Below are 14,090 nucleotides of genomic sequence, written 5' to 3'. Positions count from 1 at the left end.
CCGGTGATCCACGTCCTTGCTTTGTCGCCTTGGGCCAAGAACGTGGATGGCCGGGACGAGCCCGGCCATGACGGAGAAGCTCAATCCGCATACTTCGCCGCGCGCTTTTCGAGATTCGAGCGCACCGCTTCGGTCTGGTTCGCACTGCCGATCAGCTTCTGCTGCTCGACGGATTCCGCGAGCAGCGCCGGACCAGGATCCACCGAGAGATTGTTGAGCAAGCGTTTTGCCGCGCGGATCGCATCGGGGCTCTTGCCGGCGATCTCGCGTGCGACCTCGAGAGCCGCTGCGCGCGGATCGTCGCAGATGCGCGTGGCGAGGCCATACGTCATCGCCTCCTGCGCCGAGAAGATCCGACCGGTGTAGGTGAGATCGCGCAGGATATCGTCGCGCACCAGTGAGGCCAGGATCGGCGTGCCCGCCATGTCAGGAACGAGGCCCCACTTGATTTCCATGATCGACATCCGTGCGTCGGGCGCAAGGAAGCGCATGTCGGCGCCGAGCGCGAGCTGGAATCCGCCGCCGAACGCAACACCCTGGATCGCCGCGATCACCGGAACCGGCAGCTGTCGCCATCCCCATACCGCTTGTTGCGGGAAGTTCGCCTGGCCATGCGTCCGCTTGGTGAGATCGCGATTTTCACCACCCGGAATTCCGTTGCCGCCGCCCTCCTTCATGGCGGCAAAACGCCCCATGTCGAGACCGGCGCAGAACGCGCGCCCCTCGCCTGACAGCACGACGACACGCACGCCCTTTTCCTTCGAAAGCCGCTCGGTTGCCGCAACAAGGGCCTCGAACATGGCCTGATCGAGCGCATTCATCTTGTCCGCGCGCACCAGGCGCACGTCGGCGACGCCTTCCGAGATCGAGATCGAGACGCGCTCTTCCATGGATGAATTCTCCCCTGTTCTTGTTCGGTGCCGCTTTACAGAAAGCTGACGGCCGGATTTAGTCAATCGACCAATTAACTGACAATCCGTACGGGAGAAACAGCCATGTTCAAGGAAAATCTTCTGGCTGGGCGGCGCATTCTCGTGACCGGCGGCGGTACAGGGCTCGGCAAGTCGATGGCCGCGCGCTTTCTCCAGCTCGGCGCTGAAGTGCATATCTGCGGCCGACGCAAGATCGTCTGCGATGAGACCGCAACCGAGCTGATGGATCAGTATGGCGGCCGCGTCACCAGTCATGGTGTCGACATCCGCAATGCGCTCGCGGTCGAGGAGATGGTCGACAACATCTTCCGTGATGCGCCGCTGACCGATCTCATCAACAACGCCGCCGGCAATTTCATCTCGCGCAGCGAGGAGCTGTCGCCGCGCGGCTTCGACGCCGTCGCCAACATCGTCATGCACGGCACGTTCTACGTGACCCATGCGGTCGGCAAGCGCTGGATCGCCCTGAAGCAGCCCGGCAACGTCGTGTCGATTACCGTGACCTGGGTGCGCAACGGGTCGCCCTATGTGGTGCCGTCGGCGATGAGCAAGTCGGCCATCCACGCCATGACGATGTCGCTGGCAACCGAATGGGGTCGTCACGGCATCCGTCTCAATACGATCGCGCCGGGCGAGATCCCGACCGAGGGCATGAGCAAGCGCATCAAGCCGGGCGACGAGGCCGGCGCACGCACCAAGGCGATGAACCCGATGGGCCGCGTCGGCACCATGGAGGAATTGCAGAACCTCGCGGTGTTCCTGATCTCGGGCGGCTGCGACTGGATCACCGGCGAGACCATCGCGATGGACGGCGCACAAGCACTCGCCATGGGCGGCAATTTCTACCAGCTCCGCGACTGGAGCGACGACGACTGGAAAACAGCGCGCGAAAGCATCATGGCGCAGAATGAGAAGGATCGGGCGAAGCGGGGGTGATATCCTCTCCGCCGTCGTCCTGGCGAAAGCCAGGACCCATTGCCACCGAGTTTGATTTGGCGAAGATTGGTCATGACCGGTCTTCGCAAAATTGCGTTTAGTGGTTATGGGTCCCGGCCTTCGCCGGGACGACGGTGTTGAAGCGGCGCTCCCTTACCTCTCCCACCTTGTCTTCACCCGCGGATGACGCCACACTCCCTCGCATAAAAACAAAGCGCCACGGGAGAAACATGTCCACGCTACAGCCAACGGCAAATCTCGCCGACATGGTGCGCGACCGCGCCACGAGCCGGGGCAACGCCGTCGCCTACGAATTCGAGGGTCGCGTCACGACCTTCGCCGAATTCAATGTCAAGACCAGCAAGGTCGCCAACGCGCTTCTCGCGATGGGCCTGAAGAAGGGCGATCGCATCGCCTATCTCGGCAAAAACAGCGACATCTATTTCGAGCTGCTGCTCGGCGCCGTGAAGGCCGGCATCGTGATGGCGCCGGTAAACTGGCGGCTCGCCGGACCCGAGGTCGCCTTCATCGTCTCCGATTGCAAGGCGCCCGTGCTGTTCGTCGGCCCCGAATTCATCACCCAGGTGCGCCAGATCAAGAACGACATTCCGGGCGTGCACACCGTCATCACCACCGAAGGCGGCGCGCCTGAATGGCAGGATTTCACGCCCTGGCGCGACGCGCAGAGCGGCGACGATCCGCAAGTGCCGATCAGCGTCACCGACATCGCGGTGCAGCTCTATACGTCCGGCACGACCGGCAAGCCGAAGGGTGCGATGCTGTCGCATTCGAACTTCGACAGCCTGCTGCAGGCCGGCGGCGCCGCGGATACTCCGGAATGGAACAAATGGTCGACCGACGACGTCTCGCTGGTCGCCATGCCGATCTTCCATATCGGCGGCTCCGGCTGGGGCGTGGTGGGCCTCGGCCACGGTGCGCGCAGCGTGATCGCCCGCGAGTTCGATCCGACCAAGGTGCTCGACTTCTTCGAGCAGTTCGGTATCACAAAGCTGTTCATGGTACCCGCGGCGATGCAGTTCGTCGTGCGACAGCCGCGCGCGAAGACCATGGATTTCTCGCGGCTGAAATACATGTTGTACGGCGCTTCGCCGATTCCGGCAGCGCTACTGAAGGAGTGCATCGAGGTTTTCAAATGCGACTTCGTGCAATTATACGGCATGACCGAGACCACCGGCACCATTGTCGCGCTGCCGCCGGAGGACCACGTCGAGGGCCTCGAGCGGATGCGGTCGGCCGGCAAGGCGCTGCCGGGCGTCGAGCTCGCCATCCTCGATGCCGACGGCAAGCCGCTGCCGCCGCGCCAGGTCGGCGAGATCGCGACGCGCTCGACCCACAACATGGCCGGCTACTGGAACCTGCCGGAGGCCACCGCCGCGACGCTGCGCGGCGACGGCTGGCTGCGCACCGGTGATGCCGGCTACATGGACGAGGACGGCTACCTCTACATCCACGACCGCATCAAGGACATGATCATCTCCGGCGGCGAGAACATCTATCCCGCCGAGGTCGAAAGCGCGCTGTGCGATCATCCCGACGTCGCGGAAGCCGCCGTGATCGGCGTGCCCGACGACAAATGGGGCGAGGCGGTCAAGGCCGTCGTGGTGATGAAGCCGGGCAAGGAGGCGACTGCCACCGACATCATCAACTTCACCCGCGAGCGCATCGCCGGCTTCAAGACGCCGAAGAGCGTGGAGTTCTTGCCGGCGCTGCCGAGAAATCCGTCAGGCAAGATTTTAAGGCGGCAATTGCGCGAGCCGTATTGGGCGGGGAAGGATCGGCGGGTGAATTAGCCAATCCCTCCGCGGTGACATCTCTGGATTGCTTCGCTGCGCTCGCAATGACGGTGTGGTGACAGATGCGCGCCTCTCCGCTGTCATTGCGACGAGCACTTGCGACGAAGCAATCCAGACTGTCCCCACGCAAAAACTCCAGATTGCGTCGCCGCGCTCGTAATCCTGCCTAGTGCTTCCCCGGCCCCATATATCCGAACAAGAACCCCGCCACTTTCCTCATCTGGATTTCCTCGCTGCCCTCGGTGATGCGATAGCGGCGGTGGTGGCGATAGATGTGCTCGAACGGCTTGTGGCGTGAATAGCCCATGCCCCCGTGAACCTGCATGGCGCGGTCGGCCGATTCGCAGCAGAGGCGGTTTGCCCAGTAGTTGCACATCGAGACGCGGTCGGAGAGCGTGCGCTCGATCTGCTCCTCGTTGAGCTGGTCCATCTCCCAGGCCGTCTTGCGGATCAACAGGCGCAGCATCTCGGCTTGCGTCGCGAGCTCGACCAGCGGGAACTGGATCGCCTGATTCTCGGCGAGCGCCCTGCCGAACGGCTTTCGCTCACGCGCATACTTCACGCTCTCGTTGATGCAGTAGACCGCGGCGCCCAGCGAGCTCGCGGCCTGGCGGATGCGGTTCTGATGGACAAAGCACTGCGCCAGCGACAGGCCGCGACCGACTTCGCCGAACAGCGCATCCTCTGGCACGAACACATCCGTGAAGCTGACCCGGGGATGGTCGGTCGGCATGTTGAAGGTCCACATGTACTCCTCGACCTTCACGCCGTGGCTCTTCGCCGGCACCAGGAAGCAGGTGATGCCGCGGGCATCGCCGTCATTGCCGCTCGTGCGCGCGAACAGCGCGCAATGCGTGGCGACGTGCATGCCCGTCGTCCACATCTTCTCGCCGTTGATGATCCAGCCCTTGACGTTGTCGCGGGTCGCCGGCACCGCTCGCGTCTCCATGTGCGTCGCATCAGAGCCGTGATGCGGCTCGGTGAGACCAAAGGTGATGCGGTACTTGCCCTTGATCGAGCCGTCGATCATCGCCTTCTGGTCGTCGCGGCCGTAGCGGTCGAGCATGGTGACGACAGGAAAGTTGCCGACGATGGAATGCTCGTTCTGGAGGTCATTGTGCAAGCCGAGGCCCTTCGCGGCAAAATGCTCGCGGATCACGGCCATCCAGAGATTGGAGCCGTCCTTGCCGCCATATTGCTTCGACACCGGAAAGCGCAGATGGCCGGCGGCATCGGCGAGATCCTTGGCCTTGCGCAGCAGTTGCTCCCATTCATGCCGCGGCAGGCCGCCATTCTCGAAATCCGTGCGCGCCCATTCGCGGCGATGATCGAAGAAGCGGATGTTGTCGTCGGCCTGTTCCAGGGGCTTGATCTCGCGTTCGATGAAACGGTCAAGCTCTCCGAGATAGGCGACGAGATCGGCAGGCAATGAGAAATCCACGGTTCTCTCCCGGATTGATTTTATCGTTTTGCGTTAAGGCGCTAGACGCGTTTTGCTTCACACGATTAAGGTGAGAAGAGCGCCTCCAAGTCAAGCAAGGCGAGACGTGCCGGGCGCGCAAGGCGCGTTGCGCAATTCGATGGTGCTCGTGCGCTGCCGCGCGGTAGTATGACGCCAATATTCCTTGACGAGAAAATGCGGGAGCGCGCGATGGAGCTGAAATTCTCAAAGGTGGAACGCAAGGGGCCGATCACGATCATCACGCTGTCGCGCCCCGAGGTCTACAACGCGCTGCATATCGATGCGCATTTCGAGCTCAACAAGGTGTTTGACGATTTCGCTGCCGATCCCGAGCAGTGGGTGGCGGTCGTCACCGGCGCCGGTGACAAGGCGTTCTGCGCCGGCAACGACCTGAAATGGCAGGCCGCCGGCGGCAAGCGCGGCTGGGACAAGGGCGGGTTTGCCGGCCTCACTGCGCGATTCGACTGCGACAAGCCGATCATCGCCGCGGTCAACGGCGTCGCCATGGGCGGCGGTTTCGAGATCGCGCTGGCCTGCGATCTCATCATCGCCTCCGAGAATGCGACCTTCGCCCTGCCCGAGCCGCGCGTCGGCCTAGCCGCGCTCGCCGGCGGTCTGCACCGCCTGCCGCGGCAGATCGGTCTGAAGCGCGCCATGGGCATGATCCTCACTGCGCGCCATGTCAGTGCGAAGGAGGGCCAAGAACTCGGCTTCGTCAACGAGGTGGTGCCACAGGGCGAGGCGCTGACGGGAGCGCTGCGCTGGGCGGAGATGATCACCAAGAATTCGCCGATGTCGATCCGGGCCTCGAAGCAGACCATCCGGAAGGGCCTTGCCGTGTCGCTGGAGCAGGCAATCGAGGAGCAGCGCGAATATCCCGCGGTGAAGGCCATGGTGGCCTCACAGGACTATATCGAGGGCCCGAAGGCGTTCTCGGAGAAGCGGCCGCCGAAATGGGTGGGGAAGTAGGAGGTCACTCGTCGGTCATTGCGAGCGTAGCGAAGCAATCCAGAGTCTCGCCGCGGAGACAGTCTGGATTGCTTCGTCGCTTCGCTCCTCACAATGACGGGGAGAGGCCTACCCGCCTCGCGACAGCTCGCGCTTATAGGACGCGTAGTTCGGCTGGTCGACAGCGAGCTTGTCCATCGTGGTCTGCCAGAGATGCTCGGCCAACCCCGATGTCGCGAGATCGACCTCGCCTTTGGCGATGCGTTCGGCGAGCGCACGGTTGAGATCGGTAACCGAACCATCGACGCCGAGCAGCGTGCGCAGCCGCTCGACTTCCTTTGCATCGGCCCCCTCCTCCTGCGTCAGCTGCCGCGTGACGAGGTCGAGGATGTTGATGGCCACGCGAAGCTTGAAGGCCTGATGGCCTGAGATCAGCGGCGTGATGTCGTTGCGGAGGAAATCGGCGACTGCCTTGGTCAACTCGATCGGTGTCGGTTCGTCCTGCATGGTCAACTCCCGCGCGGCGCGAGCAGCCGCAACAGATCGATCTCGGTCTCGGATGCGCGGCGGCCGATCATGGCGCGCTCCATCGAATGGTCCGGCCCCTCGCGGAACCGCTGCATCATGCCGCCGCACATGATGCCCCAGCGAAGCGTGCCCATCACTTCCCAGAATTTCACCCGCGCCGGATCGACCTTGCGGCCGGCGGCCTCATAGCCCGCGAACAAATCCTCGCGCGAGCCAAAGCCGCCGACGGGCTTGTCGATCTCGCCAAAGCGCCACGAGTTGACGCAGACCCAGCCGAGGTCCTCCATGGGATCGCCGAGATGGGCAAGCTCCCAGTCAAGCACGGCACGGACGCCGTCTGCACCGATGATGAGATTGCCGTTGCGAAAGTCGCCGTGCACCAGCGTGGTTTCACCCGAAGGGCCGGGATCGTGGTCGCGCAGCCAGCGCAACGCCAGCTCGAACACCGGCTTTGGCCAGTTCAGGCTGCGATAGTCGCGATCGAACTCGGAGATCTCCTGCGTCGCGCCCCGGCTGCGCAGTCCGGGCAATTTGTCCTGCGGCAGCCTGTGCAGGCGCGCAAGAACGCCGCCGATCTGCCGCGCGAGATGCGGCCGCGCCGCCGCGAATTCGTCGTCACGCAGGATCTTGCGGGCGATGGTCTCGCCCTCGACCCGCTGCATGATGAAGCCGGTGCCGAGCTCCTCGTCCGGCGTCAGCACATGCATCACGCGCGGCGACGGCACGCCGGCCTCGTAGGCGAGTTGCATCAGTTGCGCTTCGGCGGCAAGACCCGCCGCGCGCGTCGGCGCCGCGCCATATCCCTTCGGCGAACGGCGCAGGATCGCGCCGATCGGTCCGTCGGGATGCGCGATGTCGAAGCGCCAGGTTTCCTGACTGGCGCCGCCTGACAGTTTGGCCGCGCCGGTGACACCGGTCGCACCCGGACACCAGCGCTGGACGCTGCGAGAAAGCTCCGCTTCGATCATTTGCCTTTGAACTGCGCAGGCCGCTTCTCCAGAAACGCGCCGACGCCCTCGCGGAAGTCCTGCGTATCGCCGGCGCGCAACTGGCACTGGAATTCGAGGTTGAGCTGGTCCTCGAAGGAATTTTCGGGGCTGTCCCAATACAGCTTGCGGATCAGCGACAATGCGATTGTCGGCCCGCTGGCGAGGTCGCGTGCGAGTTTCATCGCTTCTTCCATCAGCACGCCGTCGTCATAGACACGGTTGACGAGCCCCCATTCCAGCGCCTTCTCAGCCGGCAGGCGCTCGCCCATCAGCGACAATTCGACCGAACGCGCCTTGCCGATCAGGCGCGGCAGCAGCCAGGTCGAGCCGCAATCCGGCACCAGGCCGATGCGGCGGAAAGCCTGCAGGAAGTAGGAGGAACGCGCGCATAAAATCATGTCGCCGAGCAGCGCGAAGCTCATGCCGGCGCCGGCTGCCGGACCGTTGACCGCGGTCACGATCGGGCAATGCAGATTGCGGATGCGGCGCAGGAAGGGATGAAATCCGGTCTCGAGCGTCAGGCCGGCCTTGGTCTTCTTCGACTGGTTGTTGCGACCCTGGAGATTCGCCCCCGTGCAGAACGCCCGTCCCGCGCCGGTCAGCACGACGCAGCGCACCTCGTCCTTCTTCTCCTCGATCGCATCGAGCGCGTCGGAGAGCCCGCCCAGCATGTCCACGGAGACGGCGTTCATCACCTCCTGATGGTCGAGCCTGAGGATCGCGACCGAACCATCCAATTCGAGCGTGACGTGTTTGAACTGCATCGTTTCCTCGTCAGTTGCCGCCTGCGCCAGTTTCGCAGACCGGAATTACGCTTGTCCGGGCGCATATTTGATTTTTGGCGCGGTCTTGTCCATGGTGGCCAAAGCATACCCCACCGTCATATCGCATGATCTTGCGCGCACCGGCTGATGCGCGTCATCCCAAAAAGCCCTGCCAAGAAACCCTGCGAAGAAACCTTGCCAAGAAACCCTGCCAAGAAACCTCGCCAGAAACAGGAAACGCGCCATGAACCTTTTCGACCTCACCGGACGCGTCGCCGTGATCACCGGCGGCAATGGCGGTATCGGGCTCGGCATCGCGCAGGCGCTTGCCGGCCAGGGCTGCAACGTCTCGATCTGGGGCCGCAATGCCGACAAGAACAAGGCCGCCGCCGCGAGCATGGCGGGGCTGTCAGGCAAGGTCGACAGCCGCGTCTGCGACGTCACCGATCCAGCTTCGGTGAACGCCGCGATGAAGGCGACGCTCGACACGTTCGGGCGGGTCGACGGCTGCTTTGCCAATGCCGGCATCGGCGGTGGCGGCCGCAGGTCATTCATCGAACGTACCGAAGAGGAATGGCGCACGATGTTTGCGACCAATCTCGACGGCGTGTTCCACGCGTTCCAGGCTGCCGCAAGACACATGACCGATCGCGCCAACGCCGGCGACCCCTTCGGCCGGCTGGTCGCGACGTCGAGCCTCGCCTCGATCTTCGGCACCGCGCGCAACGAGCATTACGCGGCGACCAAAGCCGCCATCAACGCGCTGGTGCGCGCACTCGGCGTCGAGCTCGCCCGTCACGGCGTCACCGCAAACGCGATCCTGCCCGGCTGGATCAAGAGCGACATGACCGCGGGCATCATGGCCAACGAAAAATTCGTCGCCAACGTGATGCCGCGAATTCCGGTGCGCCGTTTCGGCGAGGCCAGCGATTTCGGTGGCATCGCGGTGTATCTGATGAGCAAGGCGTCATCCTATCACACGGCCGATACGTTCGTGATCGACGGCGGCTATACCGCGTTCTGAGTCTCGTAGCCCGGATGGAGCGAAGCGCAATCCGGGACCACCAAAACCAAGCAAGACCCGGATTTCGCGACGCTCCATCCGGGCTACAAATCATAATGAGGGGATAGACAGATGTTTTCGCACATCATGGTTGGCACCAACGATCTCGACAAGGCCAAGACGTTCTACGACAGCCTCCTGAGCACGCTCGAAGTGCGGCCCGCGCGCGTCGACGGCCATCGCATCTTCTACATCACCAAGACCGGCGTGTTCTCCGTCTCCAAGCCGATCAACGGCGAGCCGGCGACCTGTGCGAACGGCGGCACCATCGGCTTTGCCGCCAACTCGCCCGAGCAGGTCGACAAGTGGCACGCGGCCGGCGTCGCCGCCGGCGGAAAGCCGATCGAAAATCCGCCCGGCATCCGCGAGGGCGCGGGCAACAAGCTCTATATCGCTTACTTGCGCGACCTCGACGGCAACAAGATCTGCGCGATGCATCGGATGCCGAACTGAGCGGGCTACATACTCGGCGTCGTCCCGGCGAACGCCGGGACCCATAACCACAGGGAGCGGTTGTCGCGCAAACTCGCAACTCCGAGTCCTCGCCAAACTCTTCCCTGTGGGTATGGGTCCCGGATCTGCGCTTCGCTTGTCCGGGACGACATCCGCGAGAGATCGCGCCTCCCCCCATTCAAACAACATTTCAAACGCCGCCGCGAAATTCCATCGCATGGCATGGCTTGCGTGAGAAAATACGCGCTCGCGCTTTGGCCGCGCTGCGACTATTCTCTCGGCCAACACGATCTCAGTGACCCCGGGAGGAACAATGACAAAGCACACCTACATTCCCCGCACCACCAACTACACGCTCAATCCCGGCGATGAGCTCAATGACCTGCGCATGTCGGACCAGGTCCGGCCGCTCTACGATCACGTCAGGAAGTTCATCCGCGAGACGGTCGAGCCGATGTCGATCGAGTTCGCGAAGGCCGGCGAAGGCAAGCAGGATCGCTGGAGCTTCACCCCGAAGCAGCTCGAGGTGCTCGAGGTCGCCAAGAACAAGGCCAAGAAGGAAGGCCTCTGGAACTTCTTCCTGCCCGATGACGAGACCGGCCAAGGCCTGAAGAATCTCGACTACGCCTACATCGCCTCCGAGCTCGGCAAGAGCCCGCTGGCGTCCGAGACCATGAACTGCTCGGCGCCCGACACCGGCAACATGGAGGTGCTGGAGCGCGTCGGCACCAAGGAGCAGAAAGAGAAGTGGCTGAAGCCGCTGATGAACGGCGAGATCCGCTCGGCCTATGTCATGACCGAGCCGAATGTCGCCTCCTCCGATGCCAAGAACATCTCGACCACGGCGAAGCTCGTCGGTGACGAATGGGTCATCAACGGCGAGAAATACTACATCTCCGGCGTCGGCGACCCTCGCTGCAAGATCCTCATCGTGATGGTGAAGACCAGTCCGGATGCGGCGCCGAGCAAGCAGCAGTCGCAGATCCTGGTGCCGCGCGACACGCCCGGCGTCGAGGTGCTCGGCCCCATGTATGTGTTCGGCCAGGACCACGCCCCGCGCGGCCATATGCACATGCGCTTCAACAATGTGCGCGTGCCGAAGGAGAACATGCTGCTCGGCGAGGGCCGCGGCTTCGAGATCTCGCAGCTTCGCCTCGGACCCGGCCGCATCCATCACTGCATGCGCACCATCGGCAAGGCCGAGAAGGCGCTCGATCTGATGGTGCAGCGTGGCCTTACCCGCGAAGCCTTCGGCAAGAAGATCGCGCATCTCGGCGGCAACATGCAGATCATCGCGCAGGCCCGCTGCGAGATCGAGGCGATGCGGCTGATGGTGCTGAAGGCCGCCAAGGCCATGGACGTGCTCGGCAACAAGGAAGCCCGCGTCTGGGTCTCCATGGTCAAGGCCATGGTGCCTGAACGCGCCTGCAAGATCATTGACCAGTCGATCCAGATGCACGGCGCCACCGGCATCTCGCACTGGACCCCGCTCGCGGAGATGTACCAGGACGTGCGCCACCTGCGCTTTGCGGATGGCCCGGACGAGGTGCACTGGATGGTGGTCGGCCGCCACGAACTGAGCATGGCGTAAGCCGCCCTCTCTCTTTCCCCTCTCCCGCTTACGGCGAGAGGGGAAGAAAGTAACGGAGCCGCCATGGAATACGCCGCCAGCGACCTGACGCCACGCGAGCGCTACAAGGTGCTGACGTCCTTCATTCTGCCGCGACCGATCGCGTGGGTGACCTCGGTCGGTCCGAGCGGCGTCGTCAACGCCGCGCCATTCAGCTTCTTCAACGCCTTCTGCGAAGATCCGCCGCTGTGCATGTTCGCGGCGAACCGCAAGCCGAACGGGCAGGACAAGGACACCTTCCTCAACATCCAGCGCACAGGCGAGTTCGTGGTCAATCTCGCCGACGAGCCGCTGGCGAAAGCGATGCATGAGAGCAGTGGCGATTTTCCGCCTGACATCGGCGAGCCGGACTATCTTGGCCTGAAGCTCGCACCTTCAAGCAAGATCGCGGCCCCACGGCTCGCGGACACGCCCTGGGCGATGGAGTGCAAGCTGTGGAAGATGATCGACGTCAACGACGATCGCCGCCTGATCATGGGCGAAGGCATCCACTTCCATATCCGCGATGAGCTCTGGGACGACGAGGCAATGCGGGTGCACATGGACCGCTATCACCCGATCGGCCGCATGTTCGCCGACCGCTACTGCCGCACCGATGACCGTGTGGTGTTTCCGGCGGCGGAGGGCGCGAAGAGCAAATAAACACACCTGGGAGAGAGACGATGCCGGAAGCCTTTCGCGACAATGAGGCGCGCAGCCGGTTCGAGCTCGATGTCGACGGAGTCATCGCCTTCGTCACCTATCGCAGGGACGGTGGCGTGATCACGCTGGTGCACACCGAGGTGCCGCCCGAGCTCGGCGGCCGCGGCATCGGCTCAAAGCTTGGCCGCGCCACGCTGGATGCGGTGCGCGCGCAGGCACGAAAGCTGTCCGTCGAGTGCGACTTCGTCCGCAATTTCATGGGCAAGAACCCCGGATACAACGATCTGCTTGCGGACGGCGAGAGTACGCAGGCGGAGCCGCTCGCGAACTATCGGGCCGGTTGCTTCTGCGGAGCCGTCGAAGTCGAGGTCACGGGCAAGCCGGTGTTCGCCGGCTATTGCCACTGCGCCGACTGCCAGGCCTGGTCGGCTGCTCCGATCAACGCTTTCAGCCTGTGGAAGTCGGACAGTGTCCGCGTCACCAAAGGCGAAGCGGAGCTCGGGACCTTCAACAAGACCGAGCACTCCCATCGCAAATTCTGCAAGCGCTGCGGCGGTCATGTCATGACCGAGCACCCGCGGATGCGGCTGACCGACGTCTACGCCAACCTGCTTAAGGGCTATACGCACCAGCCGACGCTGCATGCGAACTACGCAAGCAAGATGGTGTCGGTCAGGGATGGCCTGCCGAAATATGTTGATCTGCCCGCGGAGCTGGGCGGATCCGGGGAGATGTTGCCGGATTGAGGATTCGGCGAACATGGAGGCCGGGACTAGCCCGGCCATGACGAGGAAGGAGCCCGCTACGTCGCCGGCGCGACCTTGTCCTGTGTCTTCGTCTGGAAATCGCTGGCGTCGTGGCGCTCGTGGAGCTGGCTCGCGGGATCACCGGAAACGCGGTTGACCATACGGCCGCGTTTCACGGCGGGACGCTGCGCGATCTGGTCGGTCCAGCGCTGCACGTTCTTGTAGTCCTGCACCGACAAAAATTCGCCGGCGCCATAGACCAGTCCCTTGGCGAGCGCGCCGTACCACGGCCAGACCGCCATGTCGGCAATCGTGTACTCCTTGCCCGCGAGATATTCGTTGTCGGCAAGGCGCCGGTCGAGCACGTCGAGCTGGCGTTTGACCTCCATCGCGAAGCGGTCGATGGCGTATTCGATCTTGAACGGCGCGTAGGCGTAGAAGTGGCCGAAGCCGCCACCGAGATAGGGCGCGCTGCCCATCTGCCAGAACAGCCAGGACATGGCGTCGGTGCGTGCCTTGATCTCCTTCGGCAGGAAGGCGCCGAACTTTTCGGCGAGGTAGAACAGGATCGAGCCGGATTCGAAGATGCGGATCGGCTCGGGGCCGGACCGGTCCATCAGCGCCGGGATCTTCGAGTTCGGGTTGATGTCGACAAAGCCGCTGCCGAACTGGTCGCCATTGCCGATCTTGATCAGCCAGGCGTCGTATTCGGCGCCCTTGTGCCCGAGCGCCAGAAGCTCCTCCAGCATCACGGTCACCTTCACCCCGTTCGGCGTCGCCAGGGAATAAAGCTGGAAAGGATGCTTGCCGACCGGCAGCTCCTTGTCGTGGGTGGCACCGGCGATCGGCCGGTTGATGCTGGCGAACTGTCCGCCATTCTCCTTGTTCCAGGTCCAGACTTTGGGCGGTACGTAAGGGGCGTCGGTCATGCGAAGAACTCCGGCAGAAAGATGCGCGTGCATTAATTAGCCTGCGAATGGCCGATGGCAAGCCCCGTCGGCTCTGCGTCCCGCGCGGGCCTCAGGCCGACGTCATGCAGCAGAATGGTTCGTCCGCGACGCAACGCCTGCGCGCAAGATGCTCGCCCAAATCCGGCGTGGCATCACTGCGAGGGGGGGACTAGCGTTGAATGGCCCTCGCAAGGCAAAACAAGAACAGCAAGGCCAAGGCCGCCGGGAGAGGA

At 63.5% G+C, this 14,090-nt stretch carries 15 protein-coding genes; 8 read left to right on the top strand and 7 right to left on the bottom strand.

Translation table 11 applies throughout. The annotated features are described in order from the left end of the window. Positions 1–80: 80 nt before the first annotated feature. Positions 81–890, bottom strand: coding sequence for a crotonase/enoyl-CoA hydratase family protein (locus JQ631_RS03235; protein WP_212323981.1), 810 nt, complete (start codon positions 888–890; stop codon positions 81–83). Positions 891–995: 105 nt separating this feature from the next. On the opposite strand from JQ631_RS03235, the gene JQ631_RS03230 reads away from it, so the two are divergent. Continuing rightward, complete coding sequence (locus tag JQ631_RS03230; RefSeq protein WP_212323979.1) at positions 996–1,868, top strand: SDR family oxidoreductase; 873 nt, start codon at positions 996–998, stop codon at positions 1,866–1,868. Between the two features lie 230 nt (positions 1,869–2,098). Beyond that, positions 2,099–3,679 (top strand): fatty acid--CoA ligase, encoded by a 1,581-nt coding sequence (locus JQ631_RS03225; RefSeq protein WP_212323977.1) that lies wholly within the window; start codon positions 2,099–2,101, stop codon positions 3,677–3,679. A 169-nt stretch (positions 3,680–3,848) separates the two neighbouring features. On the opposite strand, the gene JQ631_RS03220 is transcribed toward JQ631_RS03225, so the two are convergent. Continuing rightward, positions 3,849–5,123 carry an acyl-CoA dehydrogenase family protein gene (locus JQ631_RS03220; RefSeq protein WP_212323974.1) on the bottom strand — a complete coding sequence of 425 codons (1,275 nt, stop codon included), beginning with the start codon at positions 5,121–5,123 and terminating at the stop codon, positions 3,849–3,851. A 210-nt stretch (positions 5,124–5,333) separates the two neighbouring features. On the opposite strand from JQ631_RS03220, the gene JQ631_RS03215 reads away from it, so the two are divergent. Further along, positions 5,334–6,113 carry an enoyl-CoA hydratase-related protein gene (locus JQ631_RS03215; protein ID WP_212323972.1) on the top strand — a complete coding sequence of 260 codons (780 nt, stop codon included), beginning with the start codon at positions 5,334–5,336 and terminating at the stop codon, positions 6,111–6,113. 108 nt (positions 6,114–6,221) lie between these two features. Here the strand turns inward: JQ631_RS03215 and JQ631_RS03210 are convergent, their stop codons facing one another. Genes JQ631_RS03210 through JQ631_RS03195 form a run of 4 tightly spaced genes read right to left on the bottom strand, consistent with a single transcriptional unit; the run spans position 6,222 to position 8,619 of the window. Then, positions 6,222–6,599, bottom strand: coding sequence for a DUF6285 domain-containing protein (locus JQ631_RS03210; protein ID WP_212323970.1), 378 nt, complete (start codon positions 6,597–6,599; stop codon positions 6,222–6,224). A 2-nt stretch (positions 6,600–6,601) separates the two neighbouring features. Continuing rightward, a complete protein-coding gene (locus tag JQ631_RS03205) occupies positions 6,602–7,588 on the bottom strand; it encodes a phosphotransferase family protein (protein WP_212323968.1) in 987 nt (328 codons plus the stop codon). After that, positions 7,585–8,373 carry an enoyl-CoA hydratase/isomerase gene (locus JQ631_RS03200; RefSeq protein ID WP_212323966.1) on the bottom strand — a complete coding sequence of 263 codons (789 nt, stop codon included), beginning with the start codon at positions 8,371–8,373 and terminating at the stop codon, positions 7,585–7,587. The genes JQ631_RS03205 and JQ631_RS03200 overlap by 4 nt, the downstream gene beginning before the upstream one ends. 45 nt (positions 8,374–8,418) lie before the next feature. Next, positions 8,419–8,619 (bottom strand): hypothetical protein, encoded by a 201-nt coding sequence (locus JQ631_RS03195; protein ID WP_212323964.1) that lies wholly within the window; start codon positions 8,617–8,619, stop codon positions 8,419–8,421. Between JQ631_RS03195 and JQ631_RS03190 the strand changes: the two genes are divergently transcribed. The 5 genes from JQ631_RS03190 to JQ631_RS32565 all read left to right on the top strand — a co-directional run bounded on the left by JQ631_RS03190 (position 8,618) and on the right by JQ631_RS32565 (position 12,907). Then, positions 8,618–9,397 (top strand): SDR family NAD(P)-dependent oxidoreductase, encoded by a 780-nt coding sequence (locus tag JQ631_RS03190; protein ID WP_212323962.1) that lies wholly within the window; start codon positions 8,618–8,620, stop codon positions 9,395–9,397. The genes JQ631_RS03195 and JQ631_RS03190 overlap by 2 nt on opposite strands. Before the next feature lie 111 nt (positions 9,398–9,508). Beyond that, positions 9,509–9,889 (top strand): VOC family protein, encoded by a 381-nt coding sequence (locus JQ631_RS03185; protein ID WP_212323960.1) that lies wholly within the window; start codon positions 9,509–9,511, stop codon positions 9,887–9,889. Positions 9,890–10,202: 313 nt separating this feature from the next. Then, positions 10,203–11,480, top strand: a complete 1,278-nt coding sequence (locus JQ631_RS03180) for an acyl-CoA dehydrogenase family protein (protein ID WP_212323958.1) — start codon at positions 10,203–10,205, stop codon at positions 11,478–11,480. 63 nt (positions 11,481–11,543) lie between these two features. Further along, the gene (locus JQ631_RS03175; RefSeq protein WP_212323956.1) at positions 11,544–12,161 is read left to right on the top strand and encodes a flavin reductase family protein; all 618 of its coding nucleotides are present in this window, start codon (positions 11,544–11,546) and stop codon (positions 12,159–12,161) included. A gap of 20 nt (positions 12,162–12,181) precedes the next feature. Continuing rightward, positions 12,182–12,907, top strand: coding sequence for an N-acetyltransferase (locus JQ631_RS32565; protein ID WP_349644954.1), 726 nt, complete (start codon positions 12,182–12,184; stop codon positions 12,905–12,907). Positions 12,908–12,963: 56 nt separating this feature from the next. On the opposite strand, the gene yghU is transcribed toward JQ631_RS32565, so the two are convergent. Next, entirely contained in the window at positions 12,964–13,836 is an 873-nt protein-coding gene (gene yghU / locus JQ631_RS03165; RefSeq protein WP_212323954.1) for a glutathione-dependent disulfide-bond oxidoreductase, read from the bottom strand. Positions 13,837–14,090: the final 254 nt, after the last annotated feature.

Source organism: Bradyrhizobium manausense (assembly GCF_018131105.1).
Taxonomy (GTDB): Bacteria; Pseudomonadota; Alphaproteobacteria; order Rhizobiales; family Xanthobacteraceae; genus Bradyrhizobium; species Bradyrhizobium manausense_B.
The sequence above is the reverse complement of the archived record's forward strand: the minus strand, read 5'-3'. Positions and strand labels throughout refer to the sequence as shown.

Bases quoted from the DNA above. Each gene is read 5' to 3' on its own strand.
- yghU (WP_212323954.1), bottom strand. From the start codon at position 13,836: ATGACCGACGCCCCTTACGTACCGCCCAAAGTCTGGACCTGGAACAAG.
- JQ631_RS03200 (WP_212323966.1), bottom strand. From the start codon at position 8,373: ATGCAGTTCAAACACGTCACGCTCGAATTGGATGGTTCGGTCGCGATC.
- JQ631_RS03205 (WP_212323968.1), bottom strand. From the start codon at position 7,588: ATGATCGAAGCGGAGCTTTCTCGCAGCGTCCAGCGCTGGTGTCCGGGT.
- JQ631_RS03175 (WP_212323956.1), top strand. From the start codon at position 11,544: ATGGAATACGCCGCCAGCGACCTGACGCCACGCGAGCGCTACAAGGTG.
- JQ631_RS03195 (WP_212323964.1), bottom strand. From the start codon at position 8,619: ATGGCGCGTTTCCTGTTTCTGGCGAGGTTTCTTGGCAGGGTTTCTTGG.
- JQ631_RS03225 (WP_212323977.1), top strand. From the start codon at position 2,099: ATGTCCACGCTACAGCCAACGGCAAATCTCGCCGACATGGTGCGCGAC.
- JQ631_RS03190 (WP_212323962.1), top strand. From the start codon at position 8,618: ATGAACCTTTTCGACCTCACCGGACGCGTCGCCGTGATCACCGGCGGC.
- JQ631_RS03180 (WP_212323958.1), top strand. From the start codon at position 10,203: ATGACAAAGCACACCTACATTCCCCGCACCACCAACTACACGCTCAAT.
- JQ631_RS32565 (WP_349644954.1), top strand. From the start codon at position 12,182: ATGCCGGAAGCCTTTCGCGACAATGAGGCGCGCAGCCGGTTCGAGCTC.
- JQ631_RS03185 (WP_212323960.1), top strand. From the start codon at position 9,509: ATGTTTTCGCACATCATGGTTGGCACCAACGATCTCGACAAGGCCAAG.
- JQ631_RS03210 (WP_212323970.1), bottom strand. From the start codon at position 6,599: ATGCAGGACGAACCGACACCGATCGAGTTGACCAAGGCAGTCGCCGAT.
- JQ631_RS03230 (WP_212323979.1), top strand. From the start codon at position 996: ATGTTCAAGGAAAATCTTCTGGCTGGGCGGCGCATTCTCGTGACCGGC.
- JQ631_RS03235 (WP_212323981.1), bottom strand. From the start codon at position 890: ATGGAAGAGCGCGTCTCGATCTCGATCTCGGAAGGCGTCGCCGACGTG.
- JQ631_RS03215 (WP_212323972.1), top strand. From the start codon at position 5,334: ATGGAGCTGAAATTCTCAAAGGTGGAACGCAAGGGGCCGATCACGATC.